The sequence below is a fragment of the Bacillus sp. PSXD-155 genome (assembly GCF_049310765.1).
Classification (GTDB): domain Bacteria; phylum Bacillota; class Bacilli; order Bacillales; family Bacillaceae_G; genus Bacillus_A; species Bacillus_A cereus.
The window spans coordinates 32,498-49,193 of sequence record NZ_JBMOWC010000020.1; the positions used below are offsets into that span (position 1 = coordinate 32,498).

Consider the following 16,696-nt stretch of genomic DNA (forward strand, 5'->3'; position numbering starts at 1 on the left):
CAAGAATTAAACCAACAATAAAAAGGGGTATATGAATATGAAGAAAGCCATTATTATCATTGCAAGCACAGCAATTACTTTATACACAATAAAAAATAGAAAAAAGAAAAATAATGAAAATGTTCTATATTATCCATACACGCTATTAGAGAAAAAATAAAAGACAAGGTACCCTATCGTAATGAGGATATCTTGTCTTTTATTTTTCCCCTATTCCTTTAGAGGATTTCCTTCTCCTTTTCCCGAATGTATTAAGCGGGATTTTTACACATATTTTAAAGGGGCATATATACAAATGGATACACAACAACTATATTTTTTAAACGATATTGGTAAACAAAAACCAGAAAGTATTCGGAATAGAAGCGCTGCATGTCCATTTTGCGATAAAGAACAATTAACGGATATTTTAGCAACTGATGGTTCTATTATTTGGTTAAAAAATAAATTTCCTACATTACAAGATACATTTCAAACAGTGTTAATCGAAACCGATAATTGCGAAGATCATATCGCAACATATACAGAAGAACATATGAGAAAATTAATGCAATTTTCTATTCAACATTGGTTACACTTACAGAAGAACGAAGAGTTCGCATCTGTGATTTTATATAAAAATCACGGTCCATTTTCAGGTGGAAGTTTGCATCATGCACACATGCAAATTATCGGAATGAAATATGTAGATTATCTTGAAAATATTGAAGAAGAAAATTTCCAAGGGTTAATTGTTCAAAAAAATGAATGCATTGAGCTTAATATTTCAGAGCGTCCCATTATTGGCTTCACTGAATTCAATATAATCATTGATAATATTTCATATATAGCTGAAATGGCAAATTACATTCAGCAAACTGTACGTTACATACTGACAGATTTCCATAAAGGATGCAGTAGTTATAACTTATTCTTCTATTACTTAAATGGAAAAATCATTTGTAAAGTTGTACCTAGATTTGTCGTTTCACCATTGTATGTAGGATATAAAATACCGCAAGTTTCTACAAAACTAGAAGAGGTGAAAATACAACTCACGCAGTATTTCACGAAAGAAAAGGATGAAATTATTCATAAAAAAACAGAGTAGGTATAGAAAACCTACTCTTTTATTACACCTTTATTTCGATAGTACACATCTTCTAATCCGATGTTATACTTCATGTTATTATCCGTCCACTCCGGCCCTAAATTCCCTGGCCATCCAGATGTATTCGCTATATATTTCAGTAATGCAAAATCAGTCAAACCTTTTTGCACCCCGCGCTTATATCCTTTCATCAAATGCGGCATTGCAATTTGTGCATTTGTACGTGGATCTTTTAGCTCATCATCAGTTAAATGTTCTGGTGCAAGCCCGCCGCCGCGGTGTAGTTGAAACAATCCGAATGAAGTTCCATTATCTCCAACACTCCTTGGATTTAATCGACTTTCATGCTCAGCAATTGCAAGAGGTATCCATTCTGGAAGATTTACTTTCTTCGCTTCCTCTATAATGATTTGTTTCACCTGTTTTGCTTCTTCTGAATCAACATAACTTGTTCCATTCACTAGCTTATCCATTCCTTCAGACTTTCCTTGGAAATATAAATATACTCCAAGAACAACTAAAAATCCTACAAAGAATTTCTTCACTACCTCTACCTCTTTCTCCGCTGAAATTTGTCCCCTTTCAGCCTTCCCTTTACAATTACCTACATTCTATTACTCTTTTATCATAGCAAATAACTATACATATTATCATCATGCTTTAGACCGATTTTGTAAAAAAACAGCTGGTAAATACGTGCAAAAATGTAACTTTCATAGACTATAACGTATTTATTGTATATAATTGTAAACTGAACTCTATATATAGAATAGGAGCATACAAAATGAAAAAATGCCTAACACTCTTGTTCAGCATTTTACTACTCATCCCTACCTACACCTCTGCACAAACATCATCAAAACCAAAAGTACTTGTTTTGTATAGTACACAAGACGATAAAGTTTCAAATAATGTCCAAATCCTTAATACTCAATTAGGACATTTTACAAATGATATAACCGTAAAAAACTTAAAAGAAGCAACTTCAATTAATAACGTATCCTCCTATACACATATTGTTTATATCGGTGAAACAAAAGAAGCGTTTTCTAATGAAACGAAACAATTTCTAGAAAACTTCTCCGGCCCTGTATTAGTATTAGGACAAAATGTTGAACAATTATCTAACCGTTTTTCTTTCATTACATTGAAGAGTGACGATATACGAGTTAACAAAATTGAATATCCAGACAAGAAGCTAAAAAATACCTTAGAAGAGGAACGATTAATTCAATCATTTGATACGAATGGAACTGTGATTGCTAACGCTTTAAGCTCAAATAACACTAATCCACTAATCGTTCAGCATGAAACATCTTATTATGTTGCAACACCTAATCTTTTTGACTGGATGTCTCATTACGTCGGTGAAATGTTATTTTCTTATTTCGGCCAAAAACCAACGACGAATAAAGTTGAAGCTTATTTACGTCTTGAAGATGTTCACCCAGCAGCAGATATAAATCAATTGAAAGAAATTGCTGAATTACTAAAAGAGAAAAAGATGCCTTACATGATTACTGTTATTCCGGTATATAAAGATCCAGATACAGGAAAAATAATACATTTAGAAGATAAACCAGAACTAGTTGATCTTTTACGCTCTATGCAAGATGATGGTGCAGCAATTATTATGCATGGTTATACTCACCAATTTTATGACAGTGAAACAGGTGAGGGCTTTGAATTTTGGGATGTAAAAACAGATCAACCAATTCGCCAACCGAAGCATGAAAAACCGAAGACAAAAGATGACTTTCCAAATATAGAGGCATATAACCAATATGTAAAAAAAGGGGAAGAGTTTGAGGAAAAATATACGAAAGATCATATCGAAAAAGGAATTCAAGAACTTGTAGCTGCTAAACTATATCCTGTTGCCTTTGAAGCACCTCATTACACGATGTCTCAAAAAGGATATGAAATATTATCAAGATACTTTTCAACTTATGTAGGACAACTACAGTTAAATGATACAACTTGGAAATCCATGCACTCACCATATTATACAAGTACTCCGTCATTTTTACATGGAATGAAACTATTGCCTGAAACAGTCGGATTTATTGAAGAAGATAAGCCACAAACTATTGCTAAAATGAAAGAACGTGCTCTATCTGTTTTTAAATTATCCGATGGGATTATTGGAGCATTCTATCATCCTTACTTAGGTGTGAAACCATTAAAAGAAGTATTAAAGGATCTAGAAAGTATTCCAAATATAGAATGGATTGATTTACAAAAGGAAAAGAATGAAGTAAAAATGAAAGATATTCATATTACGACGAATAAAGACGGCATTCACGTTGAAAAACCAACCAGTGCGAATGACATAATTGATTATATAAAGCAATATGGCTTCTTCCTTATACTAGGGTTCGTTATCATTGTCTTTCTTTTATTATTAAAACGTGCGAAAAAATTAGAATCCTAATACAAAACCACCGAGCGGAACACTTGGTGGTTTTTTGTCCTATATCAAACCGTGGCATTTTACTAAATAAATTCAACTTTTACTTTTTCCGTTACATGATTAAAACTATAATTCTCCTATCCTTTCAAATAAAATCGACTTGTATTTTCATATATTGTTTCTGCGACCTTATCAATGGATATGTTTTTTATAGAACTAATTTCCTTTAATACCTCTCGAATCATTCTTGGATGCGTTATAACACCCTCTTGAAATTCCCACGGTCCATCTGTTTCTACCATCATATATTCAAGCGGATAATACGAAACGATTTTTCTAATCTTCTCCTTATGTAAAACATCCGGTGTAATCGAAATATAATAACCATTTCTCATCATCCGTTTCATTGTTTCATCGCTTCCTTTAAACCAATGGAAGTGTGCACGTGAAACTTTATATTTCTCTAGCAAATCACATACAATGTCAGCATCTTCATAAACTGCGTGTAATACAATCGGCAAATTATACTTACTAGCTAGTTCTATAAATTTTTTCAATACAGCTATGTATGGATCTGCAGCAATTCTTTCATCTTCTTTTCTCAAATAATAGGGCAAACCTACTTCACCAATCGCAACAATTTCCTCTGCGTTCTGTTCAATAAGTTGATAAATCTGTTCACACTCTTCTTTATGAATCTGTTGCTCTGGATGAAACCCTATCGCTGGATATATAAAGGGATACTTCTTCGCTAAAGATAACGTTTCCTTACAAGATTGATAATTCATAGATACCGCAATAAGCCCCTTTATTTCCTTACTATTTTCCACCTCTTTTAGTAATCTGCTCTTCTCTTCATCCTTATATTGATCAACATGTATATGACTATCAATCCATTTCATCTTTATGCCCCCATAAAAAAACAAGAAAGGACTTCCTTTCTTGTTTTAGCATCTATATTATTTAACAATTAAGTTTGTTATGATATCAAATAATCCAATACACACTACGGCAACAGTAAAGTAGCTACAGAAATCTTTAATTGGTAACTTCACTACTTCTTCTTTACGCATCCCATTTTTCTCCCTTCTTACTAGATCCCTAATTATTTTTCTATCTGTATCTATTATGCAAAAAATATGACAAATTTACTATCGAATTAACTTACGTAAACCTTACAATGTTGTAAGGTTTAAAAAAGATCCCCATCTTTATTCAGATGAGGATTATTAAAAATTAGTTGGTTTTTCATTCTTCATTACAAACAGAAAGTAATACATTGAGACTTTCTAGTTACACTATATGAAAATTACTATCTTTTAACTATCGAATTACATTACAGAAGGCTTACATGTTTGTAAGTTATGTGTAATGTAATTCGATAGTTCTCCTTACTTATATTTCGTACAATAAAGTTAGAAAGTAAGCCAAATAAGAAGAACAATCACATAACCAAATTACATTGCTAGTAGCTACTCTTCTTATAGCTTTCACCCATGCTACTACACTGTACCCCCTTCCCCTTTATATAACAAAAAAGCCTTAGTCTATATAGACTAAGGCTTTTTTGTTAATCTTAAAAATACCCTTACCCAGTATTTTTATTTTCGACAAAAAATAGCTGGGGGTATATTTCGCTATCTCACCGTTAAAAGTTTACTCTTCGCATTTATAGGAATATTTGCAACCTCAATCTCTTCAATGGACTCACCGTAACGCCCTTTTGCAAAAACCTTTAATGCTTCATCTCTCTTTAACATATGCTTAACCGTTTTCTTTATTTTCTGCTCTCTACCACGTTCATCGAATGCAATAAATTCATATTCATACCACTCATCACCGATATGCTGACCAATTGTATTCACAACCGTATAGTATTCTTTCGTCTTATACAGTGGATTATATTTATCGATAACCGGTCCAAGTTTCGTAGGCAGTAACATTACTACTATCACTATCATCGCTATTATAGTAGTGATCATTTTTTTCTTCATAATAAACATTCCTCCTCTGCAGGATATATATACATCCATTTTAAAAAGGGGGAATAAAATCTACTATTGAATCTCATTACATTACACTTACATTTTTGTAAGAATTAAAAAAGGTGAACGAATTTACTCGTTCACCTTTTAGCTTGCTTTAAAGCCACCGCCAAGTACATCACGTACATCATGTATAACAACGAAAGCATCTTCATCTACCCGGCTAATAACTTGTTTTAACTTAACAAGCTCTTGTTTATTAATAACAACATATAAAACTTCTTTATTTTTACCAGTATATCCGCCGCGCCCTTCTAATACAGTAACACCGCGTGTCATATTTTTCGTAATAGCTTCACGAATTAAATCTGGTTGATTCGAAATAATCGTAACAGCCGTTTTTGTGTCCATTCCTTCTACAATGAAATCAATCACCTTCGCTCCAATGAACACAGCCACAAGTGTATACATCGCCTTTTCTTGCCCTATTATAAATACAGAACCAGCAATTACAACAATATCAATAATTAGTACGCCTTTCCCTACACTCCAACCTAAATATTGATTTGCTAACTGAGCTAAAATTGCTGATCCTCCCGATGTACCTCCGGCTTTGAACATACAGCCTAATCCAATACCCACAAATAAACCAGCAAATAAAGCTGCTAATAATGTATCACTATTTACATGATACTCAATATGTTCTGTAACGTATAAAAACAAAGATGTTTCTACAATCCCTAAAATTGTATAAATCATTGTTTTCTTATCAAAAAATTTATAACCAACAGCTAGTAAAATTGCATTTATAGCAAAGTTCACAATTCCTGGTGACCAATCAAATAAGTAGTACGTAACAACCGTTAAACCAATAATTCCACCTTCCGATAAACGGTTTGGAATTGCAAAGTAATTAATACCAATTGCGAATAATAATGAACCAATTGTAATTAGTGTTATTTCCTTTATACGTTGATTAACCATAGTTCATACCCTCCCCCCATTTGACATTGTATCACTATCTCCTAGAGGTTTAGAAGTGGTTTTTATTCCGCATTTTCCCTCTTAAAAATTGAAATATTATGTTTAAACAGAGGGTTGATTAATTATTCATATTTGCTCTAACTGCACGGACAAATCGCTCCACATTCCCTTTCTGAATATACTTAGCGCGAATGGTTTCATGACTACAAGTAAATTCAAAATACGGATGAAAATCTATGCTATCTATATGCAAATATGAATACTCTTTAAATGTTGAAGAATAGTACGGAAATTTCCCGTAAAAAAGGAGACGTCTAGTAGTGGCAACAAAAACCCCATGTTGATACGATAATATAAAATTATCCTTCTCAAATATCCCTACCACAAAAGCCAGAATCTTTTCATCATCATCTACATACTTTTTCATACTCGATAAAAGTTCATTCATGCATATTCCTCCAAATTCTATTCACTGCATTAACACTTGAAAAGAATCCATGGATTATTACAGACCGGTTTAACTCCTTTATAAAGTATGAAACGCGTTTCCTGTCAAAGATATTTCAAAAAAATAATCCGTTATGCGATTATACACATAACGGATTACGATTAAACTGTAGAGCGTTCCACAAGTTCGTATGGAATTTCCAGCTTTTCTTGTTCAGAACTCTCGTCATTCACTTTTCTATGCAACATTTCAAAAGCAGTTTTCCCTATCTCCTTTAAATTTTGATCAATAGTTGTCAATTGTAACACTTGCGAGATAGGTTGATTATCAAAGCCAATAATCGCTAAATCCTCAGGAACTTGAATCCCTAATTTTTCAACTTCTGTCATAACCCCAATCGCAACTTCATCACCTGCTACTATTAATGCTTCAGGAAGATCCTGCATCTCTTTTAACTTATGAGCCACTTTTACACCATCTTCTAGTGTAAAACATTCTGTAAAAATCCATTCTTCATTAACCTCTTCGTCTATAGATTGCAATTGCTGTTTATAAACATCAAAACGTTTTTGGCTACTTGGCCCTAATTTCCTTCCCGTGCAATAACCAATTTTTTTATAACCTTTCTCAATCAAATAATCCATTCCTAATTGAAAGGCCGCTGAATGATTCGTATATACACTTGAGATGTTTGAAATATCATTGTCTTCACAAGCAATTATTGCGCCGTAAGAAGCATATGGTTCTATCGTTTCCCAATCATTTGCACGTGAACAAATAATAAGACCATCCAATTGTTTTGTTTTTAACATATGTAAACTTTTCATTTCTTCTTTTTTATTATAATTCGTTTGGCAAAGTAGCACCCTGTAATTATGCGCTAACGCAGTCTCCATCATTCCGCTCACCATCGCATCAAAACACGGATGATTAATATACGGTAAAATCACACCAACAATATTCGTTTTTCCTTTTGATAAATGAACAGCATTTGCGTTTTGCGAGTAATTCAATTTCTCAACTATCTCTATAACCGCTTTCCTTTTTTCTTCACTTACATATGGGTGATCATTCAACACTCTCGAAACAGTCGTAACTGAAACTCCCGCCATCTTTGCAATATCTTTAATATTAGCCATACACTCACCTCTACCTTTAACTTAATGAATCTCATGAACATATGTCAAATCTTCTTATCATTACACCTTCATTCGTTTCTCTTACAAAAGTGTAATTTTTCTGTAAGCTAATTCGATAGTTACTTTCCGCAACATTTCATACAATTGAGTCAGAAACAGGGTAACAACTATTCGAAAAGGAGCGGATTAATATGATGAACAAAATGAAAACGAACAATTTCTTAAATACAATGGGCATGGTATTTTCCGCTCTTATCGACGCAAAAGCTGTTGCTTCTACATTAAACAAGTAAGGAGAATATATTATGAATAACATCACTTTTAACAAATTAGATTTTTTAGGACTAGCTAGTGGCTCGCTTCTTCTTACTGCTTTTATTTACGCCGCTACGCTTGTATAACTTTGTGTCCCCTTTCCCCTTTATTATAAATAGTAATAGAAAAGACGACCGTCTATGCCCGGTCGTCTTTTCTTATTTTTGATTTGATTGCAAAGCTTCTTTTAACTCCTCAAACTTCTCATTTAATTGATCTGTCATCATTTTCATAGCGGTTTTTCGATCTATTTGTTCTCCAGCCTCAATTTGAATTGGATCTCCAAAAATCAATTGTGCCTTTTTCCCCTTTATTAATTCTTTTACACTTGATGGACCAACATAAGCTGCTGGTACTAACGGAACATTAGAACGCATCGCAATTGTCACAGCACCCGCTTTTAATGAAACATCTTCCGCTGATCTTGTTCCACTCGGAAAAATCCCTACTACCTTTCCTTCTTTTAATAAACGTGATGGAATTTTAAGTGTACTTGGTCCTGGATTCGCACGATCTACAGGGAATGCATTTACATTTTTAAAGAACCAATTTTTGAAATTCCCTTCAAATAATTCTTTTTTGGCCATGTAATGAATTTGAGTTGGATACATCCCTGTAGCTAACATTAATACATCCATAAAACTTGTATGTGTACATGCAACAACATACGGTCCACCTTCTGGTAGCTTTTCTCTTCCTTGTACTTCTACTTTCCCAGCTGTTTTAAATATATATTTCAACAAAAATGTAATTGGTTTATACATTTATTTCGTTCCTTTCTAAACATCCGAAGTATAATCATATTCTTACAATAATTATAACACTAAGTTTTAGGAGTTGGTAATAAAATTAAGGATGAATTGTTAAATTTCAATTCTTACAAAAGTGTAATTTTCTTGTAAGCTAATTCGATAGTTACTTCTTACTATATTTCATACAATTAAGTCAGAAACAGGGCAACAATTATTCGAAAAGGAGTGGATCAATATGATGAACAAAATGAAAACGAACAATTTCTTAAATACAATGGGCATGGTATTATCGGCTCTTTTCGATGCAAAAGCTGTTGCTTCTGCATTAAACAAGTAAGGAGAATGTATTATGAATAACATTACTTTTAACAAATTAGATTTTTTAGGATCAGCTAGCGGCTCTCTTCTTCTTACTGCTTTCATTTACGCTGCTACGCTTGTATAACTTTGTGTCCCCTTTCCCCTTTATATAGAAAAAGACGACCGTCTATGCCCGGTCGTCTTTTTAATTTTTTCTTTCTTTCAATTCTTTTAAAAGCTGTATCAGCTCAGCTTGTTGTTTTATCTTTTTACGACCATTTCGATTAATTGCTGCAAGCTCACAGGCAACTCCGACGGCGAAGAAAAACAATAAACTTTCTAACATGTGAAATCCTCCATTTGCCTATTAAACAGCTTGACGTAATTGTTCTTCTTGTAAAACTCTCTTATTTATATTTTCTTCTTTTCTCTGGCAAACGTTATTGCGAATAAGCGCTGCAATAACAAGTACAGTCCCTATAATATCAAACATTGTGATCTGATACCCTTGCATCATCATAATAACTAAAGTCGTAATTGGTACAAAATTAATAAATAAAATCCCATTAATGGATGATAAAATTTTCACACCATAGTTCCAAGCAAGTAGCGCTACAATACCTGGCAATGTCATCATAAATAACAAATCATACTTCACAATAGAAATCGTTCCCATACTAGGAACTGAAACATATCCAAGCGACGTAATAATTACCGTTATAATTCCTGTAACAGTCGTACCGAATACACACGTCAACGTAGAATAACGTAATGTTGACCAATCACTACACGTTTGACCACCCATCGTATAAATAACCCAGCCTACAACACCAATAAATATAAATGCTAATGAGAACATATTATCTTTCAATGTTACAAAGAAACTCATGTCACCTTTTGTAATAACAAACACAGCTCCTACAAAAGCAATAACCATACTCGTTATCATATACTTCTTCGGTTTTATATGCTTATATCCCCATAAAATACAAATAGAAATCATCGGCATAAGTGATTCCATAATGGAAGCTACCATTACACCCGACTTACCCATTAACATTTGCCCTAAAAATATGAGGACATTATATACTGTAAATGCCATCGTTCCAAAAAAGACGAGTAACTTTCCTCTTCCCTCTAAACGAAATGCCTGTTTTCCTTCTTTCATTAACAACAATACAATCAGCATTATCGCCACTGCTCCATAACGAATAAGCGAAAAATAAAATGGATCTATGTATTCTAGCGCATGATCAGCAACTGGAAACATCGCTCCCCATGACATACTCGCAATTAAACACGCTAAAGCCCCTATTATCATTTGACCTCTTCTCACCGCAATCCCCCGTTTCTTTCTATTTGCACAAAGAGAATTGTAAAAGAAAAAATATATCACGTAAAATGATTCAAAATGATGTTAACTATCATTTATAATGATAGTTAACATCAAGGGGGATTACAAAATGGAATTACGAGACTTACAAATCTTTAAAAGCGTTGCCGACCAGGGTAGTGTAAGTAGCGCAGCAAAGGAATTAAATTATGTACAATCAAATGTAACTGCACGTATTAAACAACTAGAAAACGAATTAAAAACCCCACTCTTTTACCGCCATAAACGAGGAATGACTTTAACAGCTGAAGGAAGAAAAATGCTCGTTTATGTTAGTAAAATTTTGCAAGATGTCGACGAACTAAAACAAGTATTTTTAGATAGCGAAACACCCTCCGGTATATTAAAAATCGGTACAGTCGAAACAGTAAGTACACTGCCTACCATTTTATCTTCTTACTATAAAAGCTATCCGAATGTCGATTTATCATTACAAGCGGGTCTAACAGAAGAATTAATTAGAGAAGTACTTGATCATCAATTAGATGGTGCCTTTATATCAGGTCCTATTAAACATCCACTAATCGAACAATACGATGTTAGTACAGAAAAATTAATGCTTGTAACACAAAATAAAGCTTTTCATATAGAAGAATTTACAACAACGCCTCTACTCGTTTTTAACCAAGGATGCGGATACCGTTCCAAACTAGAACGATGGCTGAAAGACGAAGGTTTGCTACCAAAAAGAATTATGGAATTCAATATATTAGAGACAATATTAAACAGCGTTGCACTCGGCCTCGGAATTACACTCGTACCACAGTCTGCTGTCCATCATCTTTCTAAAGCAGGTAAGGTACATTGTCATGCAATCCCTGAAAAATACGGCAGTATTTCAACGGTTTTCATACGCCGTAAAGATAGCTATATGACGAATTCAATGCGTAGTTTTTTAAAAACAATTGAAGAACATCATCATATCAATATGCTGTGAAAGACATTCTTACATGAATGTCTTTTTTTCTTACAAAAGTGTAAGTCTTTCGTAAGCTAATTCGATAGTTGCAAGTGGACATATTTCCTATAATTAAGACATAAGCAGGGCAACAACAATTCGAAAAGGAGCGGATACGCATGATGAACAATATGAAATCAAATAAATTTTTAAATACAATGGGCATGGTGCTATCCGCACTTGTCGATGCAAAAGCTGTTGCAACTACATTAAACAAATAAGGAGAGATTATAATGAACAACATTACTTTCAACAAATCAGACTTCATCGGACTTGCAAGTGGAGCTACTCTTCTTACGGCTTTCATTTACACACTTGCTCAAGGTCTTGTTTAACACTTTGTTTCCCCAAACCCCTTTATATAGAAAAAGCTGCTCGTCTTATAGACAAGCAGCTTTTTAGTTTGTTTCATATATAATTTGACCTGTTTTCGTAATATCATATCCGCCAATCGCATTTAATTCATTATGAAATTCTTCCGATTGCAGAATGTCTTTCACGACTTCAATCAGCTCTTCATTTTCTTTATTCTTCAAAATTACTAAATCATACTGTTCTTTCATGATTGGAATAAAGTCCACATTTACAATTTGCGAAAACTTTTCTGAACCTACTCCTACATCAGCTTTTCCATTTGCAACTTGCGTGGCAACACCCAGATGATTCGATTCTTCCCATTCATATCCACTAATATCAGCTTTATTTAATTTTTGGATTCGTAATTGTTCATCCACTAACACTCTAATACCAGAACCCTTTTCTCGATTTATAAACTTTATAGTGGATCTGGATATGTCGGCCCATGTCTTTATTTTCTTCGGATTTCCTTTTTGGACATAAAATCCTACATTTCTGGACAATAAATTAATCATAATACATGGCTGGCCTACTAAAATGCGTTTTACATAAGGAACATTATATGTACCCGTTTCACCATCAAACAAATGCAAACTAACGATACTTCCTTCTCCTTGATACATTTTCACTAAACTTGTTAAGCTACCTTGATACGCCCTTAAAACATTAGAACTTGGCAAACGATTTTCTATACGTTTAGCTAACATATCTAACGTTAGTTCTTGACCACTAATAATACACGTGTTCAAGATACTACTACCATCGTTTTTTACAGGAGTAACTTGTACCTTTCCTGTTTTCATTTGTTTTATATATTGATCTAAATCTGCTGCATCAATGCGCATCTGTCTACCAACTCTATAAGAAGGAAGTTCTCCTTTTTTAATTAAGTCGTATACAGTTAATTTTGATACTTTTAATCGCTTTGCTACTTCTTCCGTTGTGTAGGAATGATGATCCATAGACGATTCCTCACTTTCTCCTTTCATTGTAACAAAGAAAAGAATATTTCTCCTATTTTTTAAAAATAGACATATGTTCAAATTATATTCAATTATAACTAGTTATATTTAGTTATATTTAGTTATAATTAGATGTGTCAAAACGAAAGGGGATTTTTTTATGAATAAATTTACATTACGTTCGATTGGGGCACTTATACTTTCTTTTCTTCTTATATTTAGTGTTGCATGTACAAACGGAGATAAGAAAGAGAAATCAACTGCTAAAGAAGGAAAAGCAGTTGAGCTTACTATCTCAGCTGCTGCAAGCTTACAAGATGCATTAAAAGAAATTGAAAAACAATATAAAGAAAAAGAACCCAATATTAAACTTTCTTTTAACTTCGGTGCTTCTGGAGCACTTCAACAACAAATTGAACAAGGTGCACCTGCTGATTTATTCTTCTCTGCTGCAGAAGATAAATTCCAAATCCTTGTAAAAAAAGGATTCATTAATGAAAAAGAAGGGAAAAATCTTCTTGGAAATGAACTAGTTCTAGTCATCCCTAAAGAAAGTTCTCTTACAAAATTTCAAGATTTAAAAGATGAGAAAATCAAAAAAATCGCACTTGGTACACCTGAATCTGTACCTGCTGGCAAATATGCAAAGTCCTCTCTAACACAAGAAAACCTTTGGAATGATGTTCAAAATAAAGTCGTATTTACAAAAGATGTTCGCCAAGTGTTAACATATGTAGAAACAGGAAATGTCGATGCTGGTATCGTATACAAAACAGATGCTCTCATTTCAAATAAAGTAAAAATTGGTGAAACAGCAGCAGCTATTTCTCATGAGCCAATCCACTATCCTTTAGGTGTTATAAAGGAATCTAAACATAAGAAAGAGGCGACTTCATTTTATGAGTATTTGCAGTCAAAAGATGCACAATCTATCTTTAAGAGATATGGATTTACAGTCCTGTCGTAATTACTATGAGCATTGATGCTATTATATCGCCTGTCTTTCTATCTTTAAGAGTAGCTGCGTGTGCCACTATTCTCGTTACAATTTTAGGGACGATTGTCGGGCGAGCACTAGCTCGCTCCTCATGGCGATATAAAGTACTATTAGAAACCATATTTTTATTACCAATGGTACTTCCACCAACTGTTATCGGCTTCTTTCTCATTATCATCTTTGGAAACAACAGCCCGATCGGAAGGTGGGTTGAATCATTATTTCAGCAGTCTATTATGTTCACATCTACCGCTGCGATCATCGCTTCTACAGTTGTTGCATTTCCGCTTATGTACCAATCAGCGAAAACGGGATTTTCTATCGCAAATGTACAAATTGAAGAAAGTGCTCGTGACCTTGGCGCAAGTGAATATCAAGTTTTTCTGCACGTTACACTTCCGCTCGCATTTCCTGCATTACTAAGCGGGATGATTTTGAGCTTTGTCCGCGCGCTCGGTGAGTTTGGTGCTACACTCATGTTTGCCGGGAATATCCCTGGTAAAACACAGACAATCCCGACTGCAATTTACATGGCCATTGACGCAAGTAATATGCAACTCGCCTGGACACTTGTAGTTATTACTATCGGTATGTCACTCGTATTTCTACTATGTATTCAACTTATTAATAAAAGAATTACTAACTCTTAAAGCAGCTTTTTTCGAAGCTGCTTCTTTATTTCTTAGGAAATAAAATATACCACCGGGAAATAACTGAATTTTACCTCTTATTAAAATATAAATTTTATTTGAATTCACTTTCTAAAATAGGCAATTTCCTGTTATTATATGGAGGTGTTTCAAAAAATGAAGAAATGAAAACGCATTTATATCGTGAATTCTTCATCCTGTTTTAGCGATCGGTAATCTTCTACTCTATTAGTGGGGCATTACCGATCGTTAGAACGATATGTAACTATATTGGTATAGCAAACCGAAGGGAGTCTTGTAATGGACATTTTATTAGCGCTTCTTCCTGCAATTGCATGGGGAAACATCTTATTAGTAAGCGTAAAAATGGGTGGTGGTGCATATAGCCAAACGGTAGGTATGACAATCGGTGCTCTATTCTTCGCAACAATTATGTATGTATTTACTCAACCAGCTTTAACAATGACAATCTTAATTGTTGGTTTTATTTCAGGTTTATTCTGGGCTTTAGGACAAGTAAACCAATTAAAAACAGTTGAAAAACTAGGTGTTTCAACTACTGTAACGATTTCTACTGGTATGCAACTTGTTGCAACTTCTATCTTTGGGGTTATCGCTTTCCGTGAGTGGACTACTACTACAACGATCATTCTGGGAACGATTGCAATCCTATTAATCGTAGTTGGTATTGTATTCACATCATTAGATGATAAAGAAAATGCTCAGCCACCTGGACAATTGAAAAAAGGACTTCTTACTTTAATTGTTTCTACTTTCGGCTATCTTGTATATGTAATTATTATTCGTTGGTATAATATCGATGGTTGGTCTGCTATTTTACCACAAGCAGTTGGTATGTTTGTTGGTGCGGTTGTACTGACGTCTAAACATAAACCATTTAACAAATATGCAATCCGTAATGCTTTGTCTGGTTTACTATGGGGAACTGGAAACTTATTCTTACTTCTTTCATTACCACGTGTTGGAGTAGCAACAAGCTTCCCATTATCTCAAACTGGAATCGTTATCTCAACATTCGGTGCGATTGTATTCTTAGGTGAAAAGAAAACAAAACGTCAATTGATCTTTATTGCACTCGGTAGTGTTTTAATTATTGGCGGCGCTGTATTACTTGGTATGACAAAAGCATAATCTTATATTCTATTAGTAAACCCCTGAAGCATATGTACTTCAGGGGTTTTTAATTCTAATTATTTTCTAGATATAATTATTTGTATGTTCTTGCCCCTTATAATTGCCCTTCCACTCTAGCAAACCAGCTACACATATAAAGAGATTAATAATAGCTAATATTAGCATGACGTATAAACCAGTAGAAATATAAATTACAATGCTAACTACGTTATATAAAATCCATAAATGCCAGTTTTCTAATATTTTTCGACTTAACATAAATTGAGCCACTAGTCCCAATACGGCATTTAAAGCGTCTAAATATGGACTTGTTGACTCTAAATAACGGACTTGATAATAACCCCAACCAATCCAAGCAACTAAAATAAAACTTATATAAAAAGTCCACCCTTTCAAATCTAAACGAACTGTTGCTTTTACCTCTCCCTCCCCACTTCGTGCAATCCAATAATACCAACCATATACATTAAATATAAATTGAAAAGCGGCTAATACTGCCATTGCATATAAACCTTGTGTAATAAAAATGTATAGAAATACCGCAACAGTAATCATGCCAAATAAAAAGTTGGATACTTTTTCTCTCGCTAATAACCAAACATTAATGATCCCCATAATTGATGCGAAAATTTCAATATAACTCGATTGAATATACAATCCAACTAATACACAAATAATACTAGAAACAAGTAAAAAAAGTGGACTTCTAACCATATTTATCTCTCCCTAGATGTGTAATAAATTCCCTATTACCAGTATAAGGAATAGCCCTTTCCTTTACCATGAATTTCCGCCTTC

General features: G+C 33.7%; 21 protein-coding genes. 10 read left to right on the forward strand and 11 right to left on the reverse strand.

Features of this window, described 5'->3' with window-relative positions; all coding sequences use genetic code 11:
* The first annotated feature begins 31 nt into the window (after positions 1–31).
* Both ACO6VI_RS20900 and ACO6VI_RS20905 read left to right on the forward strand, forming a co-directional pair.
* Positions 32–160, forward strand: a complete 129-nt coding sequence (locus ACO6VI_RS20900) for a hypothetical protein (RefSeq protein WP_001998915.1) — start codon at positions 32–34, stop codon at positions 158–160.
* Between the two features lie 135 nt (positions 161–295).
* Positions 296–1,090, forward strand: coding sequence for a DUF4931 domain-containing protein (locus ACO6VI_RS20905; protein WP_000381022.1), 795 nt, complete (start codon positions 296–298; stop codon positions 1,088–1,090).
* A gap of 11 nt (positions 1,091–1,101) precedes the next feature.
* Here ACO6VI_RS20905 and ACO6VI_RS20910 read toward each other — a convergent pair whose 3' ends face one another.
* Positions 1,102–1,635, reverse strand: a complete 534-nt coding sequence (locus ACO6VI_RS20910) for a transglycosylase SLT domain-containing protein (protein ID WP_000713253.1) — start codon at positions 1,633–1,635, stop codon at positions 1,102–1,104.
* Between the two features lie 239 nt (positions 1,636–1,874).
* Here ACO6VI_RS20910 and ACO6VI_RS20915 point away from each other — a divergent pair, with 239 nt between their 5' ends.
* Positions 1,875–3,524: a DUF2334 domain-containing protein gene (locus tag ACO6VI_RS20915; protein WP_422423979.1), complete on the forward strand. Its 1,650-nt coding sequence runs from the start codon at positions 1,875–1,877 to the stop codon at positions 3,522–3,524.
* A 116-nt stretch (positions 3,525–3,640) separates the two neighbouring features.
* Here ACO6VI_RS20915 and ACO6VI_RS20920 read toward each other — a convergent pair whose 3' ends face one another.
* The 5 genes from ACO6VI_RS20920 to ACO6VI_RS20940 all read right to left on the reverse strand — a co-directional run bounded on the left by ACO6VI_RS20920 (position 3,641) and on the right by ACO6VI_RS20940 (position 8,059).
* Positions 3,641–4,405: a TatD family hydrolase gene (locus tag ACO6VI_RS20920; RefSeq protein WP_078994852.1), complete on the reverse strand. Its 765-nt coding sequence runs from the start codon at positions 4,403–4,405 to the stop codon at positions 3,641–3,643.
* Positions 4,406–5,140: 735 nt separating this feature from the next.
* Positions 5,141–5,497 carry a YxeA family protein gene (locus tag ACO6VI_RS20925; protein ID WP_000728426.1) on the reverse strand — a complete coding sequence of 119 codons (357 nt, stop codon included), beginning with the start codon at positions 5,495–5,497 and terminating at the stop codon, positions 5,141–5,143.
* A 138-nt stretch (positions 5,498–5,635) separates the two neighbouring features.
* Positions 5,636–6,472 carry a YitT family protein gene (locus tag ACO6VI_RS20930; protein ID WP_000248045.1) on the reverse strand — a complete coding sequence of 279 codons (837 nt, stop codon included), beginning with the start codon at positions 6,470–6,472 and terminating at the stop codon, positions 5,636–5,638.
* A 118-nt stretch (positions 6,473–6,590) separates the two neighbouring features.
* Entirely contained in the window at positions 6,591–6,920 is a 330-nt protein-coding gene (locus tag ACO6VI_RS20935; protein ID WP_001004245.1) for a PH domain-containing protein, read from the reverse strand.
* 161 nt (positions 6,921–7,081) lie between these two features.
* The gene (locus ACO6VI_RS20940; protein WP_001273903.1) at positions 7,082–8,059 is read right to left on the reverse strand and encodes a LacI family DNA-binding transcriptional regulator; all 978 of its coding nucleotides are present in this window, start codon (positions 8,057–8,059) and stop codon (positions 7,082–7,084) included.
* Between the two features lie 305 nt (positions 8,060–8,364).
* On the opposite strand from ACO6VI_RS20940, the gene ACO6VI_RS20945 reads away from it, so the two are divergent.
* Positions 8,365–8,460: a DUF3948 family protein gene (locus ACO6VI_RS20945; RefSeq protein ID WP_001060007.1), complete on the forward strand. Its 96-nt coding sequence runs from the start codon at positions 8,365–8,367 to the stop codon at positions 8,458–8,460.
* A 72-nt stretch (positions 8,461–8,532) separates the two neighbouring features.
* Here the strand turns inward: ACO6VI_RS20945 and ACO6VI_RS20950 are convergent, their stop codons facing one another.
* Complete coding sequence (locus ACO6VI_RS20950) at positions 8,533–9,138, reverse strand: lysophospholipid acyltransferase family protein (protein WP_088021350.1); 606 nt, start codon at positions 9,136–9,138, stop codon at positions 8,533–8,535.
* A gap of 337 nt (positions 9,139–9,475) precedes the next feature.
* Here ACO6VI_RS20950 and ACO6VI_RS20955 point away from each other — a divergent pair, with 337 nt between their 5' ends.
* A complete protein-coding gene (locus tag ACO6VI_RS20955) occupies positions 9,476–9,571 on the forward strand; it encodes a DUF3948 family protein (RefSeq protein WP_088021351.1) in 96 nt (31 codons plus the stop codon).
* A gap of 60 nt (positions 9,572–9,631) precedes the next feature.
* Here ACO6VI_RS20955 and ACO6VI_RS20960 read toward each other — a convergent pair whose 3' ends face one another.
* Both ACO6VI_RS20960 and ACO6VI_RS20965 read right to left on the reverse strand, forming a co-directional pair.
* A complete protein-coding gene (locus ACO6VI_RS20960) occupies positions 9,632–9,772 on the reverse strand; it encodes a YrzO family protein (RefSeq protein WP_000894065.1) in 141 nt (46 codons plus the stop codon).
* A 21-nt stretch (positions 9,773–9,793) separates the two neighbouring features.
* Positions 9,794–10,762: a DMT family transporter gene (locus ACO6VI_RS20965; protein ID WP_002004285.1), complete on the reverse strand. Its 969-nt coding sequence runs from the start codon at positions 10,760–10,762 to the stop codon at positions 9,794–9,796.
* A 127-nt stretch (positions 10,763–10,889) separates the two neighbouring features.
* On the opposite strand from ACO6VI_RS20965, the gene ACO6VI_RS20970 reads away from it, so the two are divergent.
* Positions 10,890–11,756, forward strand: a complete 867-nt coding sequence (locus tag ACO6VI_RS20970; RefSeq protein ID WP_023520844.1) for a LysR family transcriptional regulator — start codon at positions 10,890–10,892, stop codon at positions 11,754–11,756.
* A 254-nt stretch (positions 11,757–12,010) separates the two neighbouring features.
* Entirely contained in the window at positions 12,011–12,112 is a 102-nt protein-coding gene (locus tag ACO6VI_RS20975; RefSeq protein ID WP_001060018.1) for a DUF3948 family protein, read from the forward strand.
* Between the two features lie 63 nt (positions 12,113–12,175).
* Here ACO6VI_RS20975 and ACO6VI_RS20980 read toward each other — a convergent pair whose 3' ends face one another.
* Entirely contained in the window at positions 12,176–13,096 is a 921-nt protein-coding gene (locus tag ACO6VI_RS20980; RefSeq protein ID WP_002094235.1) for a substrate-binding domain-containing protein, read from the reverse strand.
* A 160-nt stretch (positions 13,097–13,256) separates the two neighbouring features.
* On the opposite strand from ACO6VI_RS20980, the gene modA reads away from it, so the two are divergent.
* From modA to ACO6VI_RS20995, 3 genes are all read left to right on the forward strand, one after another.
* Positions 13,257–14,063: a molybdate ABC transporter substrate-binding protein gene (gene modA, locus ACO6VI_RS20985; RefSeq protein ID WP_422423986.1), complete on the forward strand. Its 807-nt coding sequence runs from the start codon at positions 13,257–13,259 to the stop codon at positions 14,061–14,063.
* 5 nt (positions 14,064–14,068) lie between these two features.
* The gene (gene modB, locus ACO6VI_RS20990) at positions 14,069–14,743 is read left to right on the forward strand and encodes a molybdate ABC transporter permease subunit (RefSeq protein ID WP_000020518.1); all 675 of its coding nucleotides are present in this window, start codon (positions 14,069–14,071) and stop codon (positions 14,741–14,743) included.
* Positions 14,744–15,043: 300 nt separating this feature from the next.
* Positions 15,044–15,895 carry a GRP family sugar transporter gene (locus ACO6VI_RS20995; RefSeq protein WP_422423987.1) on the forward strand — a complete coding sequence of 284 codons (852 nt, stop codon included), beginning with the start codon at positions 15,044–15,046 and terminating at the stop codon, positions 15,893–15,895.
* 66 nt (positions 15,896–15,961) lie between these two features.
* Here ACO6VI_RS20995 and pnuC read toward each other — a convergent pair whose 3' ends face one another.
* On the reverse strand, positions 15,962–16,612 hold the full coding sequence (gene pnuC, locus ACO6VI_RS21000; RefSeq protein ID WP_000252483.1) for a nicotinamide riboside transporter PnuC: 651 nt from the start codon (positions 16,610–16,612) through the stop codon (positions 15,962–15,964).
* Positions 16,613–16,696 lie beyond the last annotated feature (84 nt).

Excerpts from the sequence above, each read along its gene's own strand:
- ACO6VI_RS20960 (WP_000894065.1), bottom strand. The coding sequence starts at position 9,772 with ATGTTAGAAAGTTTATTGTTTTTCTTCGCCGTCGGAGTTGCCTGTGAG.
- ACO6VI_RS20945 (WP_001060007.1), top strand. The coding sequence starts at position 8,365 with ATGAATAACATCACTTTTAACAAATTAGATTTTTTAGGACTAGCTAGT.
- ACO6VI_RS20995 (WP_422423987.1), top strand. The coding sequence starts at position 15,044 with ATGGACATTTTATTAGCGCTTCTTCCTGCAATTGCATGGGGAAACATC.
- ACO6VI_RS20940 (WP_001273903.1), bottom strand. The coding sequence starts at position 8,059 with ATGGCTAATATTAAAGATATTGCAAAGATGGCGGGAGTTTCAGTTACG.
- ACO6VI_RS20975 (WP_001060018.1), top strand. The coding sequence starts at position 12,011 with ATGAACAACATTACTTTCAACAAATCAGACTTCATCGGACTTGCAAGT.
- ACO6VI_RS20935 (WP_001004245.1), bottom strand. The coding sequence starts at position 6,920 with ATGAATGAACTTTTATCGAGTATGAAAAAGTATGTAGATGATGATGAA.
- ACO6VI_RS20955 (WP_088021351.1), top strand. The coding sequence starts at position 9,476 with ATGAATAACATTACTTTTAACAAATTAGATTTTTTAGGATCAGCTAGC.
- ACO6VI_RS20915 (WP_422423979.1), top strand. The coding sequence starts at position 1,875 with ATGAAAAAATGCCTAACACTCTTGTTCAGCATTTTACTACTCATCCCT.
- ACO6VI_RS20920 (WP_078994852.1), bottom strand. The coding sequence starts at position 4,405 with ATGAAATGGATTGATAGTCATATACATGTTGATCAATATAAGGATGAA.
- ACO6VI_RS20930 (WP_000248045.1), bottom strand. The coding sequence starts at position 6,472 with ATGGTTAATCAACGTATAAAGGAAATAACACTAATTACAATTGGTTCA.
- modB (WP_000020518.1), top strand. The coding sequence starts at position 14,069 with ATGAGCATTGATGCTATTATATCGCCTGTCTTTCTATCTTTAAGAGTA.
- ACO6VI_RS20950 (WP_088021350.1), bottom strand. The coding sequence starts at position 9,138 with ATGTATAAACCAATTACATTTTTGTTGAAATATATATTTAAAACAGCT.
- modA (WP_422423986.1), top strand. The coding sequence starts at position 13,257 with ATGAATAAATTTACATTACGTTCGATTGGGGCACTTATACTTTCTTTT.
- ACO6VI_RS20905 (WP_000381022.1), top strand. The coding sequence starts at position 296 with ATGGATACACAACAACTATATTTTTTAAACGATATTGGTAAACAAAAA.
- ACO6VI_RS20970 (WP_023520844.1), top strand. The coding sequence starts at position 10,890 with ATGGAATTACGAGACTTACAAATCTTTAAAAGCGTTGCCGACCAGGGT.
- ACO6VI_RS20900 (WP_001998915.1), top strand. The coding sequence starts at position 32 with ATGAATATGAAGAAAGCCATTATTATCATTGCAAGCACAGCAATTACT.
- ACO6VI_RS20925 (WP_000728426.1), bottom strand. The coding sequence starts at position 5,497 with ATGAAGAAAAAAATGATCACTACTATAATAGCGATGATAGTGATAGTA.
- pnuC (WP_000252483.1), bottom strand. The coding sequence starts at position 16,612 with ATGGTTAGAAGTCCACTTTTTTTACTTGTTTCTAGTATTATTTGTGTA.
- ACO6VI_RS20980 (WP_002094235.1), bottom strand. The coding sequence starts at position 13,096 with ATGGATCATCATTCCTACACAACGGAAGAAGTAGCAAAGCGATTAAAA.